Source organism: Pantoea sp. SS70, assembly GCF_029866845.1.
Taxonomy (GTDB): domain Bacteria; phylum Pseudomonadota; class Gammaproteobacteria; order Enterobacterales; family Enterobacteriaceae; genus Pantoea; species Pantoea leporis.
In genome coordinates this window covers 700,830-720,830 of record NZ_CP117200.1, presented here as the reverse complement: position 1 = coordinate 720,830, position 20,001 = coordinate 700,830, and the positions used below count along the sequence as shown (strand labels likewise).

The 20,001-nt window shown below is 55.6% G+C and carries 19 protein-coding genes and 1 pseudogene; 10 read left to right on the top strand and 10 right to left on the bottom strand.

Features of this window, described 5'->3' with window-relative positions; genetic code table 11:
* Positions 1–79: 79 nt before the first annotated feature.
* Positions 80–6,055: an autotransporter outer membrane beta-barrel domain-containing protein gene (locus PO881_RS22875; protein WP_280173086.1), complete on the bottom strand. Its 5,976-nt coding sequence runs from the start codon at positions 6,053–6,055 to the stop codon at positions 80–82.
* A gap of 484 nt (positions 6,056–6,539) precedes the next feature.
* Between PO881_RS22875 and PO881_RS22870 the strand changes: the two genes are divergently transcribed.
* Positions 6,540–6,869 carry a DUF2000 domain-containing protein gene (locus tag PO881_RS22870; protein WP_277975322.1) on the top strand — a complete coding sequence of 110 codons (330 nt, stop codon included), beginning with the start codon at positions 6,540–6,542 and terminating at the stop codon, positions 6,867–6,869.
* On the opposite strand, the pseudogene PO881_RS22865 reads toward PO881_RS22870, so the two are convergent.
* Positions 6,866–7,359 (bottom strand): annotated as a pseudogene (locus PO881_RS22865) (AraC family transcriptional regulator); the annotation flags it as partial. The gene PO881_RS22870 and the pseudogene PO881_RS22865 sit on opposite strands and share 4 nt — an antisense overlap.
* On the opposite strand from PO881_RS22865, the gene PO881_RS22860 reads away from it, so the two are divergent.
* On the top strand, positions 7,358–7,498 hold the full coding sequence (locus tag PO881_RS22860) for a hypothetical protein (protein ID WP_225608253.1): 141 nt from the start codon (positions 7,358–7,360) through the stop codon (positions 7,496–7,498). The pseudogene PO881_RS22865 and the gene PO881_RS22860 overlap by 2 nt on opposite strands.
* Before the next feature lie 33 nt (positions 7,499–7,531).
* Here the strand turns inward: PO881_RS22860 and PO881_RS22855 are convergent, their stop codons facing one another.
* Positions 7,532–8,134, bottom strand: coding sequence for a helix-turn-helix domain-containing protein (locus tag PO881_RS22855; protein WP_277975321.1), 603 nt, complete (start codon positions 8,132–8,134; stop codon positions 7,532–7,534).
* Positions 8,135–8,177: 43 nt separating this feature from the next.
* On the opposite strand from PO881_RS22855, the gene PO881_RS22850 reads away from it, so the two are divergent.
* Positions 8,178–8,873, top strand: coding sequence for a B3/4 domain-containing protein (locus PO881_RS22850; RefSeq protein WP_280173085.1), 696 nt, complete (start codon positions 8,178–8,180; stop codon positions 8,871–8,873).
* Between the two features lie 43 nt (positions 8,874–8,916).
* Complete coding sequence (locus PO881_RS22845) at positions 8,917–9,378, top strand: GNAT family N-acetyltransferase (RefSeq protein WP_280173084.1); 462 nt, start codon at positions 8,917–8,919, stop codon at positions 9,376–9,378.
* Here PO881_RS22845 and PO881_RS22840 read toward each other — a convergent pair.
* Entirely contained in the window at positions 9,375–9,797 is a 423-nt protein-coding gene (locus PO881_RS22840) for an NUDIX hydrolase (RefSeq protein WP_280173083.1), read from the bottom strand. The two genes, PO881_RS22845 and PO881_RS22840, sit on opposite strands and share 4 nt — an antisense overlap.
* An 87-nt stretch (positions 9,798–9,884) precedes the next feature.
* A complete protein-coding gene (locus PO881_RS22835; protein ID WP_280173082.1) occupies positions 9,885–11,033 on the bottom strand; it encodes an MFS transporter in 1,149 nt (382 codons plus the stop codon).
* A 204-nt stretch (positions 11,034–11,237) separates the two neighbouring features.
* On the opposite strand from PO881_RS22835, the gene PO881_RS22830 reads away from it, so the two are divergent.
* Complete coding sequence (locus PO881_RS22830) at positions 11,238–11,732, top strand: MarR family transcriptional regulator (protein ID WP_217548100.1); 495 nt, start codon at positions 11,238–11,240, stop codon at positions 11,730–11,732.
* 91 nt (positions 11,733–11,823) lie between these two features.
* Positions 11,824–12,378: a cytochrome b561 gene (gene cybB, locus PO881_RS22825; protein ID WP_280173081.1), complete on the top strand. Its 555-nt coding sequence runs from the start codon at positions 11,824–11,826 to the stop codon at positions 12,376–12,378.
* On the opposite strand, the gene PO881_RS22820 is transcribed toward cybB, so the two are convergent.
* Positions 12,362–12,715, bottom strand: a complete 354-nt coding sequence (locus PO881_RS22820; protein ID WP_280173080.1) for an MmcQ/YjbR family DNA-binding protein — start codon at positions 12,713–12,715, stop codon at positions 12,362–12,364. The genes cybB and PO881_RS22820 overlap by 17 nt on opposite strands.
* 56 nt (positions 12,716–12,771) lie before the next feature.
* The gene (locus tag PO881_RS22815) at positions 12,772–13,656 is read right to left on the bottom strand and encodes an alpha/beta hydrolase (protein ID WP_280173079.1); all 885 of its coding nucleotides are present in this window, start codon (positions 13,654–13,656) and stop codon (positions 12,772–12,774) included.
* Between the two features lie 86 nt (positions 13,657–13,742).
* Between PO881_RS22815 and PO881_RS22810 the strand changes: the two genes are divergently transcribed.
* A complete protein-coding gene (locus PO881_RS22810) occupies positions 13,743–14,099 on the top strand; it encodes a MerR family transcriptional regulator (protein WP_280173078.1) in 357 nt (118 codons plus the stop codon).
* A gap of 88 nt (positions 14,100–14,187) precedes the next feature.
* The gene (locus PO881_RS22805) at positions 14,188–15,303 is read left to right on the top strand and encodes a metallophosphoesterase (protein WP_280173312.1); all 1,116 of its coding nucleotides are present in this window, start codon (positions 14,188–14,190) and stop codon (positions 15,301–15,303) included.
* 5 nt (positions 15,304–15,308) lie between these two features.
* Here the strand turns inward: PO881_RS22805 and PO881_RS22800 are convergent, their stop codons facing one another.
* On the bottom strand, positions 15,309–15,932 hold the full coding sequence (locus PO881_RS22800; protein WP_280173311.1) for a TetR/AcrR family transcriptional regulator: 624 nt from the start codon (positions 15,930–15,932) through the stop codon (positions 15,309–15,311).
* A gap of 137 nt (positions 15,933–16,069) precedes the next feature.
* Here PO881_RS22800 and PO881_RS22795 point away from each other — a divergent pair, with 137 nt between their 5' ends.
* Positions 16,070–17,293 (top strand): MFS transporter, encoded by a 1,224-nt coding sequence (locus PO881_RS22795; protein ID WP_280173077.1) that lies wholly within the window; start codon positions 16,070–16,072, stop codon positions 17,291–17,293.
* Here the strand turns inward: PO881_RS22795 and PO881_RS22790 are convergent.
* Positions 17,265–17,906 carry an HD domain-containing protein gene (locus PO881_RS22790; RefSeq protein ID WP_277975312.1) on the bottom strand — a complete coding sequence of 214 codons (642 nt, stop codon included), beginning with the start codon at positions 17,904–17,906 and terminating at the stop codon, positions 17,265–17,267. The two genes, PO881_RS22795 and PO881_RS22790, sit on opposite strands and share 29 nt — an antisense overlap.
* Positions 17,907–18,019: 113 nt before the next feature.
* Between PO881_RS22790 and PO881_RS22785 the strand changes: the two genes are divergently transcribed.
* Complete coding sequence (locus PO881_RS22785; protein ID WP_280173076.1) at positions 18,020–18,985, top strand: helix-turn-helix domain-containing protein; 966 nt, start codon at positions 18,020–18,022, stop codon at positions 18,983–18,985.
* A gap of 74 nt (positions 18,986–19,059) precedes the next feature.
* On the opposite strand, the gene PO881_RS22780 is transcribed toward PO881_RS22785, so the two are convergent.
* Positions 19,060–19,896: an alpha/beta hydrolase gene (locus PO881_RS22780; RefSeq protein ID WP_280173075.1), complete on the bottom strand. Its 837-nt coding sequence runs from the start codon at positions 19,894–19,896 to the stop codon at positions 19,060–19,062.
* Between the last annotated feature and the right edge of the window lie 105 nt (positions 19,897–20,001).

Here is a 20,001-nt window from a genome sequence, read left to right as displayed (position 1 = left end):
CCTCTACCCCCTCATCTTTGAGGGGTTGAAAACCACTTATATTGACGCACTCCAGCATGCGCGATGGACAGGCTGAATTTTAAAACGACCACCTCACGCCCGCGTTATAGCGCCAGCCTTTGGCGCCGTTGCCGTCGATCTCTTTGCGGTAATCGGCTTCGGCATACAGCGCAACGTCGTTATTCAGCGTGGCGCTGCCGCCTAAACCAACGTCCCACATCTGACCAAACTTGCCACTTTCGAAGATTTGACTGCCTTCAATATCCGCCGCACCGATTTTGGTTTTCGCGGTGCCGCCCCAGCCTTTGTAGTAGTTGGCGCGAACGTACGGCGTGTAGGCGTTCTGGCTGGTATCCAGCCAGGTGCGATCGAGGCGTGCGCCGAGTCGGCCGATGGTTTGATCGTAATCGTTGTACGACACGCGCGTGCGATCCTGATCGGTGAAGCTGTCCATCTTCATCTGCAGCCAGGTGATTTGCGCCTGCGGTTCGAGGCGCACGCCGTTGGCGAAGGTGAACGGATAGCCCGATTCCACCGACGCCGTCCAGCCTTTGCCTTTCGGTGTTGCCACCTCTTTCTGCCGGGCGATGTCGGTTTCACCGCGATACCAACCCCAACTCAGCGAGCCATCGAGGTAGAATCCGCTGTCGCGCAGCCAGGTGCCGTACAGCGAAATGCTATCGCTGTCGAAACTGGTGGAGCTGTAACCGTCGGCTGCATGAGGACGAATGCGCGTGTTGCCACGCGTGTAGGCCACGCCGCCGCGCAAGCTGTCTTGTGGGCCGTCGGCGCGCAGTACGTTGCCGCCCAGCTGTACCGCGCTGTAATCCAGATCGAAGTCATAGCCGTAATCGGCCAAACCGCGATTGCTTTGATACTTCAGGTTGGAGCCGAGATAGCGGATAAACATCTCGCCGCCCACGGCATCGGATGCGGTTTGCTGCTGACGCAGTTCGCCAAGACGTTTATGCAGATCGTCGGTCACCGCCAGCGAGTAATACGCCAAACCCACCGGCGCGGAGATGTAGGACGGCACCTGCGGCGTCACGGCCAGCCGCGCGGCACGCTGATTGCTGCCCGCTTGTGGCTGGCACAGCGAACCGTCTTCACAGACAAAGGTGTTAGCGAGTCGATAATCCCACGCACCGGATGCTGAACTGCCCGGCGCGAAGCTGGCCAAACCATATTGCCACGGCCCGGACGCCACATAGCCGCTCTTGAGCACAAAACTGGATGCGCTGGCGCTGCCGGTTACCTGCGCCAGCGACACACCTTCGCTGGCGGCAATCACGCCATCGCGATTGCTATCCAGCTGCGGGCCGCCGATCAGCGTATCGTCGATCAAGGTGGTGCCCGACACATTGCCGTTTACGCGCAGGTTGTCGCTCTGCGTGGCGGTAGAGTTGAGTTTCAGGCTGCCGCCCGCCGATGCCAGTTGGCCATCAATGGTTAAAACATTCGCCGCCGCGTTGCCGCCGTTAGTGAGATCCAGCGTACCGGCGTTATTTATCACCAGCGAATCATTGGTCGCGCCTTGCAGCAGCGGATTGACGTTATCACCGGCAAACAGCGTACTGCCGGCGTCGATATTGATGGTGCTGTGCGCGAGTTTGATGTTGTCGGTTAGCGTCCACTGGGTGGCGAAGAAGTTGAGCGTGCTCCAGCCCGCGCCGAGATTAGTGCCTTTGCTGACATCATCGCGGGCAAACGAGCCGCCGCGCGCCGTCAGCTCGCTGAGATTGAGCGTGCTGCCTGCGCCGTTTTCGGTGGTGATGTGACGGGTATCGGCCAGGCTGACTCTCTGCACCGTTGCCTGATTCGCCGCACCATTGCCCATCGTCAGGCTGCCGTTCAGCGTGCCGCCGGTCACCACCAGTTCATCGTTGCCGCTGCCGGTATTCACATCGCCGACCACCGCACCATCGAGCAGCGCGATCACATCATTGCCTGCGCCTCCGGCTACGACGACCTGATCCGGGAACGGCGCGGAGATGGTGCCCTGGTTGATAAATACCGTGTCGCCACCGCGCAAATCGATCAGCGGAGAGACGCGGCTGAGTGAGGCAATCGAACCCTGATTGATCACCTGGCTGGCGGTGCTGGTGACAATCGCCGAACCGCCGTTGAAATCGCGAATGCCAATCGAGCCCTGCGAAATCACTTTGCCGCTGGTGTTAGCGCGAACGCCGGTACCCTGGCCGGAAACCAGAATGGCGTAATCCTTGCCGATCACCAGATCGTTGCTGGTGGTTGAGCCATCGGCATTTTCGAAGCGATAACCGGTAGCACCACCGCTGACGTTGATCAACGCGCGACCATTAGGATCAAATGAGGTCGCCGAACGCACGCCGTTGCCTCCGCTCACATCGAGCATCACGTTATCCAGCGAGATATTGCTGGTTTCCGCGCGGTTGTTGATTACGCTGCCGCTGCCATAAGCGCCGAGGATGATGTCGTTGGCTTCAAAGCCCTGCGCGCCATGATCCAGCAACAAGCCATCGGCTTTGCCCATCGCATAAATATTGCTCGCGCCCTGCCCGTCGCCGTAGATTCTCAGCCAGCCGCCGTTGCCGACGCGTAACGCTGCGGTGCCGTCATCAACGCGCAGGGAACTGTCCACCGGTACGTATTGGCCGTAGCCGCTGCTGACATCCACACCGATGCCCGACGCGATACGCATGCTGCCACGGTTAATGAAGTTACCGCCGTCATGCACGCGCGCGCCGGTGCTGTTTGGTCCGGTGAGATCGACGACGCCTTGATACTGATTAAACAACCGTGCGCCACCGCTCACATCAAAAGCGGTGCTATTGCTGCCGTTACCGATGATTTGCGAGGCGGCGTAGATTTCCGACTCATCGCCGCCGACCACCGCCGCGGTGCCGTTTTCGCCATTCAGGGCAATGCCGCTGGTGATCACGCCCTCGGCGCTGCCGCTGACGCGCATCACGGTGGCATTTTTGCCGGTCACGGTGTAATTGTCGGTGCGGGAAACCATCGCGTCGTATCCGCTCACCTCCATGCCAGTGCTGTTTTCCCCGCTGAGCGTTACATTGCCTGGCGTTTCGGCATACAGCCACGCGCCGTTGACAATCTCGTATAGCCTTGAGTTTTCAGTGCTGACATCAACGCTGCCGCCGTGGCTGATCAAACGCGTGCCGGGATCCGCCGCGCGAAATCCGTATTGGTTCCTGTCGTGATACACCACGCGATTGCCATCACCTAAATCAAGCAGTCCACCGGCAAACACCGCGCCCGCCAGCGCGTTTGAGCCAAACAAATTGATGGTGCCGTTTTGATAGAAGCGCGCCAGCTCGTGATAAGAGATCAATCCTCGGCTGGGTGAGAAACTCTCGGCATCCACGTTGTACACATTAAGCAAGCCGATATTGATAACTTCCGTCGGCGTTACGCCATCGGTGTATTCGGGATTGCCATACGCATACAAACCGGTGCTGCTGCGCGTCACGGTGACATCGCCACGGTTGAAGGCAAAGGCACCATTCTGCGCATAAATACCGTTGGTGCTCTGACCGCCTAAGGTGATGTCGCCGGTATTAATCAACTGGGCGTGATTGCTGACAACCAGCGCCTGCTGATTATCAGCAACGCCGCTGAGCGCCGCATGGTTGACCAGCAGCGTATCGGGATTGAACTGGGTTTGCGGATTGATCGGGTCGCCTGTCAGGGTGAATTTATTGCCATCCGCCACCGCGCCGGTCGCGCCATTGCTGAGCAGCCTGATGCGGGTCGCCGCATCAATGGTGGCGTGCGCGCCATCACTGATCTCAATAGCACGCGCGTAATTGCCGGCAACGTTGAATGTCGCGCCATTGGTGTTGACGTCGGTGAACTCACCGCTGCCGTACACGCCCGTGGCGAAGGAGTTGGTCATGGAAAGCGTGCGGCCGGTGCCGTCAAAATCTGCCCCATCTGCAACGCGGAAAATATTGCCGTACGGCACGGTGGTGCTGTAGCTGCCGTTGGCGGGCAAGTTGATTTTGGCGTTGGGGCCAAGGGTGTAAAAACTGATATGCCGTGCGGTATACACGTTGGGATCAGGCACGGATAGCGGCACCGCATTAGCGCTGACATCAACCACCGCAAGCCCTTCTGCACGAATACCAATATTCGAGTTTCCGACGAGCCGGATCGGTCCGGTCAGTTTCGCGTAAGCTGTGCCGCCAGGATCGCCCTTCACCCATACCGCCGTGTTAAAGGAATTAACAAACCGATCGCCATCGCCAGGCACGTTGATCGCGCCGCTGGAAAATGCCACGGAGTCATTGCCATCGCGCGCGATGACTTTTAGGCCAGTGCTGTTGTAGCCGTTGACATTGATGGTGCCGATATTGCCAACCTTGCCAAGGCTGCCGGAATCCAGCACCAACATGCCAACGTTCTCGGCGGGTTGAACTTGCGCCTTGCCGTTAACGTCGATGACGCCATTGTTCAGCGTAACCGCGTGAGGCGCGAGTTCCACCTTCATCCCTGCCGCGTTTTGCACTTTGGATCCAATCACGATGTGGCCATTATTCACGGCTTTTGAATCAAGAAATTGATAGATGCCGCTGGCGCCGCCACTTAGATTGACGGCGACATCTTCGGTGGGATCATTTTTGCGATTTTGCGGCGTGCGCCCGATGTAGATGATGCCGTCTTTGGCGTTAACGAAACCGCCTTTGCCGTCGCTGCTCAGCAATACGCCCGCTGCCGTGCCGCCGCTGCTGACATCGCTGACGCCAACGTTGATGTTGCCGTGGTTAACCACTTTGCTGTTGTAGGTATTGATGCCGGTACTGAAGCCCGCGCCGGGTTGCAGGTTGATCACGCCACGATTGATAAAGCGACTTTCATAACTGACGTCGACCGCGCTGCCGCCCGCGCCAACCGTGCTGCTATCGACGCCTTTGCCATTGGCGTTATTAAGAAAACCGGCGTTAATAACGCCGTTGTTGAAGCCGCGCGCGCCGCTAAGCAACTCGAGGCCAGAACCGGTGCTGGCGAGTTTGCCATCGACTATCGCCTTAGCCCCGTTGCTGGCACGCATCACCGCGCTGTTGCTGTTCACCACTTCCAGCGTTTTGCCGCGATTGATTTTCACTGTTGCCTTCGGACCATCGGCGCTAAGCACCACCTGATCGAATATCGGTAGCGCCACTTCATCATCGAAGTTGTTGGTGCTCATGCGATACACCACGCGTCCTTCGCGCAGCGCGTAGGCCTTATTGAATTCTGTGTTGTAACTTTCGGTGCTGAGGTTGGCGTTGGAGAGCTGATCGATCAGCCAGTCGTTGTAATTGCGCAGTTCATTGAGATTAGTGACGTTGAACGTGTTAGTGCCGCCATCCAGTGTATTGACGGTGAATACACCCGCGTATTCCACCACGTTGCCGACATCGTAAGCCAGGCGATCGCCACCGTACGGCGTGGTGCCGGCGATGAAGGCGATACGGTTATTGGAATTCCAGTTCAAATTGCCTTTTTTGCTGGCGGTAAATAACTGGCTTTGCTTCGCCGCCATCGACCAGCTATTACTGGAGGAAGTCGACGCCGCGTTATGCTTGCCAATATCGATATTCAGCGTGCCATTACTGACGGAAGCGACACGCGCGTTGATATATTGTTTGTCGTTTACATCAAAATAATCTGGCACCACGGTATCCAGACCTACTGCAGGTAAATCGACCAGTTCTGCAGTATTAAATACCTGATAGGTGGTGTAGGTATTTTCTTCGTAATTGGGGATGCCAATAGCGTAATTCTGCGCACCGATTTGCAGCCGCGCCGCGCCAATCACGTTGTCATTGATAATTCGCCCAATATTGCGCAACTCACCAATCGTTACGCTGCCCGTACCGTTTTCACCCGGCACGAACTGCGGCAATCCGCTCAGCGTTTGCGTGCTGCCATTACATAAACAGTAAGCACCAACCTTATTGTCATTAATTTCAGGCGTATAAGGCTTTAATATCGCTGCCGTTGTCGGCAACACAGGGAACATCACGCCTTGCGCAGCCACAAGGCTTAGTAACACCGGATTTAATTTAAACACAATGTTTTCCTCAACAGAGAAAAGACAATACGCGCACGGATTATTACCGTTGCGCTTTAGGTTTGTTTAAGTAATCGAATTATTTTGTTTCAGCTTTTTAATGTTTGAAATCGGGTGAAATGAGTATCTACGCTTTAGCTGGCAAGCGTCCAGTTTGAGTTAAGGATTTGTGAGGTGGGAGAAAGGATTTAGGAATTAGGCCAGGGTGATTTTATAATTATCCGGATCTAATAGTCGTAAAGATGATGATATTGAAACATCAAGTAAACTATATGGGATTTAATAAAACTCTCATGAATTCATTGTGATTTATTCGAATCTTTTATTCAGCCAAAGGCCAGGCCGCTAATCCCTTTAATTCCTGCAGTACAAACATACTCTGCATCTCCAACTGCGCGATAAATCGCGCCGCTACAAAATGTGCGGAATTTATACTCCAGCGATCGCTTACTTTTGCATTCCCACTCAAGGTGAAATACTCAACATGGATTTCGACGCAAACACCCATCGCTGCACCATCTTGATTGATCAGCAACTGCCCGCCGGATTGGCAATGAACGCTGCCAGCATTATCGGCATTAGTTTTGGCGAATTACCAGGAAATTTGGTGGGGCCGAATCAGCAAATCCAGGATGGCGTTGATTATCCCGGCGTCATCTACGCGCCGCTAGCGCAATCCTGCAAAACGTACGAAGAGTATGGCGATCGTATTGCTGACGCGCACAGCGATCAGATTGAGTTGGTGGCGATCGGTTTGATCGGTCCAAAGAAAAAAATTACCCTTTTAACCGGCAATTTGAAGCCGTATCGCTAAACATCCTCTTCGGCGGCGAACCACGCAGGCGGCTGGCCGACATAGCGACTGAATGCCACGCTGAAGGCGCTGGCGGAGCGATAGCCAACGCGCTCTGCCACTTCGGCTACCGCCATGCTTTTACCGCGCAGCAGATTTTTCGCCAGCGCCACGCGCCACGTCAGCAGGTAGACCATCGGCGCCACGCCAACCGCTTCGCGGAAACGCACAAAGAAAGAGGAACGTGACAGCGCGGCGGTTTTCGCCAGTTCGGCCACCGTCCAGCTGTGCGCAGGGTTTGCATGGATGGCGCGGATTGCCGCCGCCAGCCGTTCGTCAGCTAACCGCTCATCACGCCCGGACACGCATTGCAGATCGGCATTGATCGCAGCGCTTCGATTAACAGCAGCTCTAGCAAGCGTTCCAGTACCACATGACGCGCCGGACGCTGTGCGCGGCACTCATCCATCACTAACTGCACAAGCGTGGTCAGGCGCGATTCGCCGCGCATGGAGAACACGCAGCTTGAGCCGTATCAGCCGCTGTTAGATGGCGTTTTCAGCACGATGCAGCAGCCACAACCCACCACCAAGGCGCTGGATGTGGCGGAAGCGGTGTGGCGTGCGGCGACCGATGCGCATTCCAGCTGACGAAGATGCGGTGGCGCTGGCGAACGAAGTGGGTTAACCGTGAATTTCGGCGACTGCCATGGTGAAAACCAGCGGCAGTTCGCCGAGGTTCGCATAACTGTGCGGTGCGGCGGTTTTCGCCACCGCTGAACTGCCGCGCGGCACCTGCAACCGCTGTTCATCAACCGTCAACGTAAGTTCACCTTGCTCGACATGCAGCAGTTCGTAAGTGCGCTGCGGATGGCCCGGCGAGGCGAACTGTTCGCCGGGGAACATCTCCCAACGCCATAGCTCGATCATATCCGGGCCTTGCGTGCCCGCCAGCAAACGCGCCGTACCGCCCTTGTCCCCTTGCCAAAGTATTGGAATGTCCTCTTCAGCAACCAGATGCGCCAGCGGATCGGCGGTGACATTCACAATATCGGCCACCGATATTCCTAGCGCTGCCGCCACTTTGCACAAAATGGCGATGCTGGGATTCGCGCTGCGTTTTTCAATCTCAACTAACATGCCTTTACTGACGCCCGCGCGGCGCGAGAGCTCATCCAGCGACAGTTTTTGCTGTTGGCGGAAACTTTTGATGCTGGCTGAAACGGCGGCGCTGACATAGTCGATATCAGAACCTGCTTCGGTCAATTTATTGACTTTTGTTTTCATCGGTCACTATCATGGAATAAATTAGTCATTACAGGATTATGTTATGTTCGCCTTAAGCCCGTCAATCGATCCTTCCGTTTCTGCCTTAGCGCCTGACTTTACCGCGCTCAGCATTTTAGTTCAGGCTGCGCCAGTGTTGCGTCCGCAAGTTGGTAAAGAAGCCCTCGTACAAGCTTGTCGCGATATGCTGCAGGATGATTTTCCGTGGGCTGAAGCACATCTGACGCAATGGACGGAAATGTTCAAACATTTTGGTGCCAAACCGAAACGTACGCCCTGTTCGGCAGATGCCTTGCGCAAGCGCGTGCAGCGCGACGGATCAATGGCAGCCATCGATCCAATCGTGGATCTCTACAATGCGGTGAGCATTCGTTTCGCCATTCCGGTTGGTGGTGAGAATGTGGCCGCTTACGTGGGCAACCCGCGGCTGACGCGCGCCGATGGCAGCGAACCCTTTGATGTCTATAAAGAAGGCGTCTTGAGCCATGAATTTCCCGAACCTGGCGAAGTGGTGTGGCGGGATGACGCAGGCGTAACCTGTCGTCGCTGGAACTGGCGACAAGGTGTGCGCACGCGTCTCAGTATTGAGCAAACGCAGATGTGGTTTGTGCTGGAGCGATTACCGGCGATGCCACTCGAAGCATTGCAACATGCGGGCGATATGCTGGAGCAAGGTATTCAGCAGATGATGCCCGGCGCTATTATCGAACGCAGTATACTTGGCAATATCAATCACTAATCGCTATGTTGTCACTCTCGCCTGTCACCTTTGAGGAATCGAAATGCACATCAGCCTGCTGGCGCAACAGCCTCAGTTTTTGGATGCGGTGACGCAAATGCTGCATCAAGAATGGTCAGATTTCCCCAACTGGCGCGATGCGGCAGTGATTGAGCAGCGATTACAGGCGCGCAATGCCGCCGAGGCCAAAACGCTGACGCTGGTGGCAACTACAAGCGATGGCGAATTGATGGCGACCGCCAGCATTATCCATTACGAACTGCACGATATCGCCGAGCGCGAGTTTTGGCTCGGCGAAGTCATTACTGCCGCAACACACCGTGGAAAAGGGTTGGCGAGTGGCCTGGTGACGCGCTTAATTACCGAAGCGCGTCAGCGTGGGATTACCGCGCTGTGGCTGTATACGCCGGATCAACAAGCGCTTTATCGCCGCTTCGGCTGGCAGGATGTGGAGCAGCGCGAGATCGCTGCTGAAGAAGTTACGGTGATGAAGCTGGTGCTTTAAGTCGATTTTGCCAACGCCTGCAGCGCCGCCAATCCGTCGCGTGCCATCCATGTGCGCAGCGGCGCAAACAGCGGTTGCGGCAGATTCTCTGGTGCGAACCATTGCCAGCCGTGGCACTTTTCAGGCTCCATCAGTTGTGGTTCACCGATTGCGTCCTGCGGCACCATCAGTAGCGTAATGTAGTGCTTATTGACCTCGGGAAACACATCGCTAACGAACGCGCCGTTTTGCAGTTCACCAAGCTGTAAGCCAGTTTCTTCCAGCACTTCACGACGCGCGCAGGCTTCCGGCGATTCGCCAAACTCCAGATGCCCGCCCGGCGCAGACCAGTCGCCCGCGCCGTGGCTGCCTTTGCGTTGCCCTAGTAACAGTTTTCCATCGCGGAAAATTAAAATGCCGATTCCCACTTGTGGCGACATGGTTGCTCCTTGGTTTGCCAGGCCGTCATAAATGACGACCCTGCGTTAAAAATTGCCCCACGTTTTATCACATTCTGTGCCGTGCGTTTATCGCTGCGTTTTAAACCGCAGCGCCATCACCATCAGCAACACAATGCCCACGCTCATGATTATCCACGCGCTATCGAGCGAGGCGGCGCGGTCACGCACGATGCCAGCGATCAGCGGCATCAACGCCGCCAGCAAATAACCGCCGCCCTGCACGAAGGACAGCAATGCGCCCGCTTCTTCCGGCGTGCGCGCGTGATCGAGCGTGACGATCAGCGAGAGCGGGAACAGCGCGCCAATGCCTAATCCGAGCAGCAATGTAGGCAGCCACGCCTGCGCCCCGCCAAGCCACAGCAGACTGATCAAGCCCAGCAGAATCAAAGTTAACACCACCAGCAACGGACGGCGACGATTGCGGAAGCGATGGATCAACGCCGACAGCACAAAACCCGCGGCAACTTCCGTCAGCGTGAGCGCGCCCAGCACATAGCCACTTTGTTCAGGTTGCCAGCCGTGCTGCATGTAAAATGGCGGCAGCCACGCCAGCACCAACGTGTACGCGCCGGTGCCAATGCCAAAGAAGATCATCAACAACCAGGCACGCGGTGAGCGTGCAGTGCGTGGAGCCTGGCTGCTTTGCATTGGCGTTACGCCGCGTGAAAACGTCAACCACAGCAACAGCGCGATGATTGCGGGGACAACAGGAATTGCCAGCGTTAACGCTAAACCTTGCGATTTCGCCAATGGTGCGGCGCTGGCGGCAGCAATCGCTGCGCCCGCCATAATCCCGGTGGTGAACAGCGCCATCAGCGTGCCTGCTTTTGCACCAAAGTGACGTTTGATCTGCGCTGGCATTAAGGCCTGAATCAATCCGATACCGCAACCCGCCACCAGCGCGCTGGTAATCAACGCTGTGGCAGATTGGTCGAACCCACGCGCGACGCTCGCCAGCGCCAGCAACAGCAATCCGGCAACGATACCGCGCACTTCGCCAAGCCGGCGCAACAGCAGCGGCCCGGCCAGCGCCGCCAATCCCATCATGATGACCGGCAACGTGGTCAGCAGGCTAAGCTGCGTGGCGCTGAGCTGTGCATCACGCTGCAGTAATGGAAACAGCGGACCCATCGCCGCCATCATCGGCCGCAAATTCAGTGCGATAACAAAAACCAGTAAGGCAAACATCCCAACCGCAGGTAAAGTACGATTCACTTTGCATCTCCATGCTCATTAAAAGTACCTTAACGTTAAGATACTTTTCGCAGCAGCAACAGCCCATGCGCACAAAGCAACAAATGGGGATGAGATGGCGAATATTAATCACCGCACAATCCGTAGCGGCGCAATTTATTGCGCGATGAATCGCGCCGCTACGGATTGTGCAAACAGGCAACAACAGCATCAGGAGAAATCAATTTGACCGATCACGTCGATTTTGTAGTTGAACAGTGGGCCAGCGCGATGCCGGAGCTGGATGCATCGTCGATGGCGGTATTTGGTCGCATGCTGCGCATCATGAAACATCTGGCGAAAACGCGCGCTGAAGCGCTGGCACCGTTCGGATTTCGCGATGGCGAATTTGATGTGCTGGCGACGCTGCGGCGCGCGGGTGCGCCCTATCGCTTGTCGCCGACCCAGCTGTATAAGTCATTGCTGGTGACATCGGGCGCGATGACCAATCGCCTCAATCGGCTGGAAGATGTGGGGTCGATTGTGCGCGTTGCCGATCCCGACGATAAGCGCAGCATGCTGGTGGCGCTGACTGAAGAAGGATTAGCGAAGATCGAGCAAGCCCTGCTGGTACACACGCAAACGCAAAATAGCCTGCTGGAAACGCTGGATGCAGCGCAGCAAGCGCAGCTGAAAACCTTGCTGAGTCAATTGTTGGTGGCAACAGAAGCGGAAAGGTAAAAACGCTGTTGCTGATGTGTCAAATAATGAATTCATTCAGCGCATTTTCCATTAAAGTAACCGTCCCGCCAGGCCTTTTTACGGATTAAAAATGAGCAATAAATACGCCCCATCGCAGATTTTTCTTCACTGGTTGACCTTCCTGTTGGTCGTCACTGCGTATTGCACCATGGAATTTCGTGGACTGGCGACGCGCGGTTCGTGGCAAGGCTTTGCCATGATTATTGGTCACTTCAGCGCAGGAAGTTGTGTGCTGGTGATTATGCTGTCACGCATCCTGCTGCGTTTTCGCCATCGCAGCCCGGCGATTTTGCCTAGGCCGCCGCACTGGCAAACCGGCCTGGCGCATCTGATGCATCTGGCGATCTATGTGTTTTTCATTGTCTTACCCACGCTGGGCATTTTGTCGCGCTTCTATATGGGCCGCACCTGGTGGATTTTTGGCATTCCGATGCCGGTGAGTGGCGATCCGGATCCGGATTTCGCCGACATGATTGCGGACTGGCATGAAACCCTCGCGCCTTACGGATACTGGCTGATCGGCATTCATGCCGTGGCCGCGCTGGCGCACCATTATCTGTTCAAAGACAATACGTTAATGCGCATGATGCCTGCGCGCCGCTCGGGCGCTAAAACGTCAGACTGAAGCTGTCATCCAGCAGCGCCAGAATCTCGCTATCCGGCAAGCCGTTCTCCAGCGTGATGCTCAGCCAATGCTCTTTGTTCATGTGGTAAGCCGGATAAACGCCGGGCAACTGGCGCAGCGACCCAATCAGTTCAGGTCGCGCTTTGATGTTCATCACATCAATTACCGGCCTATCCGGTAAACCGAGTTTGTGACTCTCCAGCGGGAACACCAGCGCAAACCATTTGCGGTGCCGCGGATGACGCAGCACTGCATACTCACTGTGCTTTTTCCACGGATAATCGGGTTCTACCTGATAGTGCTGATTGATGTAGTCGAACAGCTGCTGGCGTTGCATGCATCCTCCGTGGTGAACGCGGGATAAGGGCCGCCGAAGATGGCGGCCCTGAGACTTTATAAAGCTGAAGCAAAAGTTGCCAGTGTTCGATTAAAACGCGCAGGTTCTTCGATAAATGGCGCATGGCCAGAATCGGCAAACATCTGTGTCTGAATGCGCGAATTGATACGCTTTACTCTGGCGAGAGATGCAGCAGGGTTCACCAATGCATCATGCTCACCGTAGATGAACAGCAGCGGCACACGCACATTTTTTACTCCTTTTTCTAATGCAATGGTCATGGTGGGCACCGCTCTTTGCATGGGCCACGCAGCCAGCGCGGCGTTGGCCAGCAGGCGTTCAAAGGTGGTGCGGTCCGGTTGCTGGTAAAAACACAGCTGCAGAAAGGCCCGCTCGCCATCCAGATGTGTTTTCAAATCACTTGCCGTCATTGCGCCATATACGTCATGCGCCGGAATCAACGTGGGATTGAGCTCTACCACGCCGTCGACGTAGATAGCGCCACTGATATTACCGTCACCATAGGCCGCCAGATAGTTGGTGATCACCGCCCCGCCCAATGACCATCCGACTAATAACGGCTTATTTGCATGGCTTTGATTAATTACTGCGCGGAGATCGTCGGCCCAGCGTTTCCCATCCCGGTAAGCTGATTCTTGTTCAGGCTTGTCGGATAAACCGTGCCCACGCATATCGTATGTAATCAGCCGATAACGTTGCTGTAACTGCGCATCACTGATCTGTTTTTCCCAGTTTAAGTGGCTGCCAAGCAAACCATGAATAAACACAATAGGTAAACCATTAGGATTACCTGATTCCTGTACTGCCAGCTTCACGCCATCTGGCGCGGTAATGGTGTACTGCTTCTCAGCGGCGAACAGCGTGGCAGAAAAGAGCATGAGAACGACGCTAAAAAGTGTGCGTTTAAAAAGTAACAGCATAAAAAATCTCCTTAAATGAATGATTCCCGGCTATCCTGAACCCTGACACTGATGTCAGAGTCAAGCCGCTTTATGGGGAGTCACTTATGCAGTTATCAATTGGAGAGCTGGCAAGAGAGACAGGCGTGAGCGTGCGCGCCATTCGTCATTACGATCGCCATCATCTGCTCACTTCAACACGTGCCTGCAATGGATACCGTTTTTTCCCGCCACAGGCGATAACCCAGGTGCGCCAGATTCAACGGCTCATCAATACCGGTTTCAGCATTGCCGAAATCTGCTCTTTTCCGGATTGTATGCGCATGATCGAAGGGGCAGCATTTTGCCCGGAAACTCAGGCTGTGCAATATAAGCGACTGGCGCATATTGAACGCCAAATTAGTGAACTCGAATCTCGTCGGGCATTGCTGATGGCCACGCTGGCTGAAGGCATCACTCGATGATGCGGTTTTATCAACAGGGCGGTCAGTAATGTTCTTTGCGGATAAATTTTTGCGCTAAATCAGCGCTCTTAGACCAGGGAAGTGAATGATGTTCCATCTGATTTTCAGCATACCCAGCTGGTATGTGATCGCCCGATTTTTGTTCCCGTTAGCCATGCCCTTGCTGTTAAAAATCATCCTTTCTCTGCTGGTGTTGCTGGCTTCGCAATATCTGCTGGTGAGCCGTTTTACCTCTGGCAGCATGTTTTCGCCGGAAATGCCGCGCGCCATCGTCATCCTGTTCAACTGGGGTTTCAGCGCCGTTTTATTCCTCGCGCTGACGCAGTTTGTGATTGATATAGTGGCGCTGGTTTCACTGTTGTTCCGCCATCCGTTCGAAATCGTGCCCGCGGTGCGTTATGTGGCGGCGGCGTTTGCCTTGATTCTTGCCACGGTTGGCGTTTATCAGGCTATCCGCGTTCCGCCCATCAAAGATGTGACCATTGAGATCGACAACCTTCCGCGCGAATTCGAAGGCTATCAACTGTTGCAGTTAACGGACATGCACATCACCAAACTTTTTAATGAGAAATGGACGCGCGCGCTGGTGCAAAAAGCCATGACGCTGGACGTTGACTTGATTCTGGTCACCGGAGATGTGATTGACGGCACGCTGCAGAACCGTCGTGCGGACGTCGAACCGCTGCGCGGATTACACGCCCGCGATGGCGTTTTCGCCATCACCGGCAATCACGAATATTTCTTTGAGCAGGAGCGCTGGACCGCACATCTGGCGTCGCTAGGTCTGGAGCCGTTACTCAATCGCCATACGGTGATTAAGCGCGATAACGCCGAGCTGGTGATCGCCGGCATGCCGGATACGTCAGCAGCACGACGTGGCGCAGTTGGCCCCGATTTGGAACTAGCGCTGGCCGGTGCGCCGGAAAACGCTCCGGTGATCTTGCTCGACCACCAGCCGCGCAACGCCCGGCAAAATGCGCTGAAAAAAATCGATTTGCAGCTGTCCGGCCACACGCACGGCGGGCTAATTATTGGCTTTGATCGCCTGTTTGCCAAACCCAACGCGGGCTTCGTGTCGGGTTTGTATCAGGTCGACGGCATGCAGCTCTACGTCAACAATGGTACCGCGCTCTGGCCTGGCATGGCGGTGCGTTTGGGCCGCCCCTCAGAGTTGACCCGCATTACGCTGCAGCGTAAACCGTGACGCCCTTAAGATTGTGGGATTGCCCGCGAGGCATCCCACAATCTCATCATCTGCGCGATTCCGCGCTCAACCTCGTGGAGAGGAACGTCATCGCGCGCCAGGGTTGAGATCCCCAGCATAAAACTGTTGAAGCTGACCGCCAGCGAAAGCGTCTCCTCCTCATCCCGCAACTCACCGCTGCCAATCCCTCTTTCAACGCAATGCTTTATCCCTTCACGGGTGCGCATGCGCGATGCTTCAAGCGGTTTAAGCACGTGGCGATTTTCCTCAGAACAGGAAGACATCACGCTTAGCGCAACCATGCATCCACGCGGATGCGCAGGATCGTACTGCATTCTGGCGGAGTTGAGCAGCGCGGTTTCCAGCGCCTGCCGAGCGGGCACGCGGGTATCCCACAAAGCTTCCGTGACCTGAGCATGGGTTTGCAAATAACAGTTCACGGCTTCAGCAAAGAGTGCCTCTTTCGATCCAAACGCGGCGTAGAAGCTTGGCGCGGTGATGCCTTTGCCTATCGAGGCTTTGAGCTGCGTCAGCGAGGTTGATTCATAGCCGTTTTGCCAGAAAAGGTGCATCGCTTTGATCACCGCTTCATCCCGGTCAAATTGTCTTGGTCTGCCTGTTCTCATCATCACATCCTCCGCCATTTATACTAATCGATACAGAATTCATTGACAACGCACAGCTTGCCTCCGCAATATAAATACCGATCGATACATATATCCATGGCGCTTCGCGGCGCTGTTGCAAATCAAGAGCAGGCTAAATAATGAATTCAACGTTTAAGCACGAAGAAGCCCAACGGCTGCCAATCCTGGCGCTTTTGGCGCTCGCAATGGCAGGTTTTATCTGCATCCTGACTGAAACCATACCCGCCGGATTGCTGCCACAAATCAGTCAGGGGCTTAATATTTCCCCCTCGCTGGCCGGTCAATGGGTTACCGCCTATGCAGCCGGTTCGCTACTGGCCGCGATTCCGCTCACATTGCTGACCCGAAGCTGGTCGCGCCGGGTTGTGCTGCTGAGCACAGTGTGTGGATTTCTGCTATTTAACACTCTTACCGCCGTCTCTTCTGACGTTGTCATCATCTTAATAGCGCGATTTTTTGCTGGTGCGTCAGCCGGTTTGGCGTGGAGTCTGATTGCGAGCTATGCGCGAAGAATGGTGGTTCCATCGCTGCAGGGACGCGCATTGGCGCTCGCCATGGTGGGCACGCCCATCGCTCTTTCACTCGGTGTTCCGGCAGGCACATGGATGGGTTCGTTGCTGGGATGGCGTCTGACATTTGCCGCCATGTCGGGTCTCTCTCTCATTCTTATCGGCTGGATTTTGCTGGCCGTGCCGAACTATCCCGGCCAATCTGCTACGCAAAAAATGCCGCTCGGCGCAGTGTTACGCCTCCCCGGCGTAGGTGCCGTGCTGGGTGTGGTGCTGACCTGGATGCTGGCGCATAACATTCTCTATACCTACATTGCACCGTTCCTTGCTTCAGCCGGTCTGGCGCATCGCGTGGATGTGGTGCTGCTGATCTTTGGTATGGCGGCATTGGGGGGAATATTCATCACCGGTAAGATCATTGATACGCATCTGCGCAAAGCGGTGCTGCTGTCACTCTCCATCTTTGCTGCGGTGTCGGTGATTTTTGGTCTGAGTACGCCAACACCCGCCGTGATCTATGCGGGCATAGCCGTTTGGGGACTCACCTTCGGCGGTGCCGCGACGCTGCTGCAAACGGCTCTGGCAGATGCCGCCGGCGAATATGCCGATGTCGCGCTCTCCATGAATGTCGTCACCTGGAACAGCGCTATCGCCCTCGGCGGTTTGACCGGCGGAATGTTGCTGGAACATGTCGGCTCCCAATCTTTTCCGTGGGCGATTCTGCTATTGCTGTTGGTCGCGTTGGGAATTGCGCTGCGTGCTAAGCAGGGTTTCCCGGCTGCGAACAGCCGGGCGAAAACCTCACTCAGCCCGGCCAGCGAGACTGACGGATAACGCGACAGAAATTGAGCGGTGAGAAATCCGGCTCTTTATCCTTAATCACATCACCTTTTACATTGCCAAAGGTGGTATCCGGTTTATGCCGGATGCCATCGTAAAAGGCCTGAATGATCGCCTCCTTGAACGCCGCCGGGCGCGGATAGTTCGCCGTCACGGCGACAATCTCCTCTTCCGCGAACTTTTCATAACCGATGCCCAGCACGTCCATCTCCACGCCAACGGTAACCAGCGCTATTTCTGGTGCCATAAACTCCGGGATTCCCGGCGTGGTGTGCAGTGCAATCGCGGTCCACACTTTGTCGATATCGCTGCTGGCGATGCCGTAGCCCTGCAAAAATGCCCGCGCGGCATTGGCGCTATCTACTTCAAAACGCTTATCGCAGCTGCAGTGTTCGTGCGTCAGGCCGATGTCATGGAACATGCAGCCGATATACAGCAGCTCGCGATCGACGTTAACTCCACGCTGCTGCCCCGCTAGCGCGCCCCAGTAAAAGACGCGGCTGGAGTGGTTAAACAGCAACTCTGATTCGGTATCGCGCACAAACTCTGTCGCTTCACGGGCCATTTTGCTGTCCGGGATGCGGATGCCGGTAATGTTCACGCTCATTTTTTCTCTCCTGTTGGTTGTCTTTTTCAACCATAGAGCGCAGGCTAAAAGTCTTAAAGCACCCAATACAGACGATTAAAGACATTGTGATGTTTTGCGACATGAGGAAATGAATGCGTCATGAAATAGCGATTCTGGCGGTGCCGGGCGTGCAGTTACTCGACGTTTCCGGCCCGCTGGATGTGTTTGCCGAAGCCAACCGTCTGCTGCAGCGCCAGATTTACACGCCACGCATTATCGCGGTTGAGGGCGGTGAGATTCACGCATCATCCGGCGTGCGGCTGAGCGCCGATATGCAGCTGGCTGAAACGCAGAACTATGCGCCGCACACCTTTCTGATCGCCGGCGCGCCGGGCATAGAAAATTTTGCTGCCGATGACAACCTGCTGCATGCGCTGAGCGGTTTATGCCAGCGCAGCCAGCGTTTCGGCTCGGTGTGCAGCGGCGCGTTGCTGCTGGCGCGCACCGGATTGCTGGCCGGAAAACGCGTCACCACGCACTGGGAAAGCGCCGCTTTGCTGGCTTCACGCTATCCGTTGATCACCGTAGATGCCGATGCGTTGTGCGTTGCAGATGGGCGAGTGCGTACCGCCGCGGGGGTCACGTCTGGGCTGGATCTGGCGCTGCGCCTGGTGGAAGAGGATCTTGGGCGTGAAGTCGCGATTGAGATTGCCGCGCATTTGGTGATGTTTTTCCGTCGTCCGGTCAATCAGACGCATTTTATGCGCAGCGACAGCGCGTCGTTGAGCGGCCGTTCGGCGTTGCAGGAGTTACAGCGTTGGGTGATTTCGCATCTGGCGGAAGTTAAAACCGTGGTGATGATGGCCGAACATATGGCGATCAGTGAAAGGCATCTGACGCGATTGTTCCGCAATGAATTGGGGATGACGCCGGGACAATGGCTGGAGCGCGAGCGCGTGGCGAAAGCAAAACAGCTGCTGGAACAAAAATCGCTGCCCGCTAAAACGCTGGCATTGCAGTGCGGATTTTCCGGCGCTGACGTGATGCGGCGGGCGTTCAGCCGGGTGACAGGCATTACACCCGCCGCTTACCGCAAAATGACGGAAAATAACGAATAAAATATTGAATATTTCGTAGCTGCGCGATTTATCGCGCAAATAATTGCGCCGCTACGATTCGTGAACTCAGTAATTTACGCTTTCGCAAACGCCAACAAATCAGGATTAATCTGCTCAGGATGCGTCGCGAACATACCGTGCGACAAGCCTGGGTAGGTTTTCAGCGTGCCCTGTTTCAGCAGCTTAATCGCCTTATGCGCCGAATCATTAATCGGCACCACCTGATCGTCTTCCCCATGCAGCACCAATACTGGCACGGTGATCGCTTTTAAATCTTCGGTAAAATCGGTTTCCGAGAACGCACCGATACAGTCGTACTGCGCCTTAGCGCCGCCCGCCATGCCCTGACGCCACCAGTTATCGATCAAGCCCTGGCTCGCTTTCGCACCCGGACGGTTAAAACCGTAGAACGGCCCCGCTGGCACATCGATAAAGAACTGCGCGCGGTTAGCGGCCAGCGCCGAGCGGAAACCATCAAACACCTCTTTCGGCAAACCTTCTGGATTGGCGGCGGTTTGCAACATGATTGGTGGCACGGCGCCCATCAACACCGCTTTCGCCACGCGACCTTTTTCGGCATGCGCCACATAACGCGCCACTTCACCGCCACCGGTTGAGTGACCGATATGGATGGCGTTGCGCAGGTCCAGCGCTTTGGCCAGTTCTGCCACGTCAGCGGCGTATGTGGTCATATCATTGCCGCTATCGGTTTGGTCGGAACGTCCGTGGCCGCGACGGTCGTGGGCGATAACGCGATAACCTTGTGCCAGGAAGAACAACATTTGGTTATCCCAGTCATCGGCGCTTAACGGCCAGCCGTGATGAAACACTACCGGTTGGGCGTTTTTTGGGCCCCAGTCTTTGTAAAAGATTTTGGTGCCGTCTTGGGTGGTGATGATGCCGTTGCTCATGAGTAAGTCCTCTGTATGTGATTGTCTGCGTTCGATGGGCTTATTGTTATGGAAAGCGGCAGCGGCTAATATTGTCAAATATGACACATTAAGGGCCGTAACTGA

Excerpts from the sequence above, each read along its gene's own strand:
- PO881_RS22800 (WP_280173311.1), bottom strand. The coding sequence starts at position 15,932 with ATGATGAGAACAGGCAGACCAAGACAATTTGACCGGGATGAAGCGGTG.
- PO881_RS22850 (WP_280173085.1), top strand. The coding sequence starts at position 8,178 with ATGTTCGCCTTAAGCCCGTCAATCGATCCTTCCGTTTCTGCCTTAGCG.
- cybB (WP_280173081.1), top strand. The coding sequence starts at position 11,824 with ATGAGCAATAAATACGCCCCATCGCAGATTTTTCTTCACTGGTTGACC.
- PO881_RS22795 (WP_280173077.1), top strand. The coding sequence starts at position 16,070 with ATGAATTCAACGTTTAAGCACGAAGAAGCCCAACGGCTGCCAATCCTG.
- PO881_RS22810 (WP_280173078.1), top strand. The coding sequence starts at position 13,743 with ATGCAGTTATCAATTGGAGAGCTGGCAAGAGAGACAGGCGTGAGCGTG.
- PO881_RS22780 (WP_280173075.1), bottom strand. The coding sequence starts at position 19,896 with ATGAGCAACGGCATCATCACCACCCAAGACGGCACCAAAATCTTTTAC.
- PO881_RS22840 (WP_280173083.1), bottom strand. The coding sequence starts at position 9,797 with ATGTCGCCACAAGTGGGAATCGGCATTTTAATTTTCCGCGATGGAAAA.
- PO881_RS22815 (WP_280173079.1), bottom strand. The coding sequence starts at position 13,656 with ATGCTGTTACTTTTTAAACGCACACTTTTTAGCGTCGTTCTCATGCTC.
- PO881_RS22805 (WP_280173312.1), top strand. The coding sequence starts at position 14,188 with ATGTTCCATCTGATTTTCAGCATACCCAGCTGGTATGTGATCGCCCGA.
- PO881_RS22785 (WP_280173076.1), top strand. The coding sequence starts at position 18,020 with ATGCGTCATGAAATAGCGATTCTGGCGGTGCCGGGCGTGCAGTTACTC.
- PO881_RS22870 (WP_277975322.1), top strand. The coding sequence starts at position 6,540 with ATGGATTTCGACGCAAACACCCATCGCTGCACCATCTTGATTGATCAG.
- PO881_RS22845 (WP_280173084.1), top strand. The coding sequence starts at position 8,917 with ATGCACATCAGCCTGCTGGCGCAACAGCCTCAGTTTTTGGATGCGGTG.
- PO881_RS22820 (WP_280173080.1), bottom strand. The coding sequence starts at position 12,715 with ATGCAACGCCAGCAGCTGTTCGACTACATCAATCAGCACTATCAGGTA.
- PO881_RS22790 (WP_277975312.1), bottom strand. The coding sequence starts at position 17,906 with ATGAGCGTGAACATTACCGGCATCCGCATCCCGGACAGCAAAATGGCC.
- PO881_RS22855 (WP_277975321.1), bottom strand. The coding sequence starts at position 8,134 with ATGAAAACAAAAGTCAATAAATTGACCGAAGCAGGTTCTGATATCGAC.
- PO881_RS22860 (WP_225608253.1), top strand. The coding sequence starts at position 7,358 with ATGGAGAACACGCAGCTTGAGCCGTATCAGCCGCTGTTAGATGGCGTT.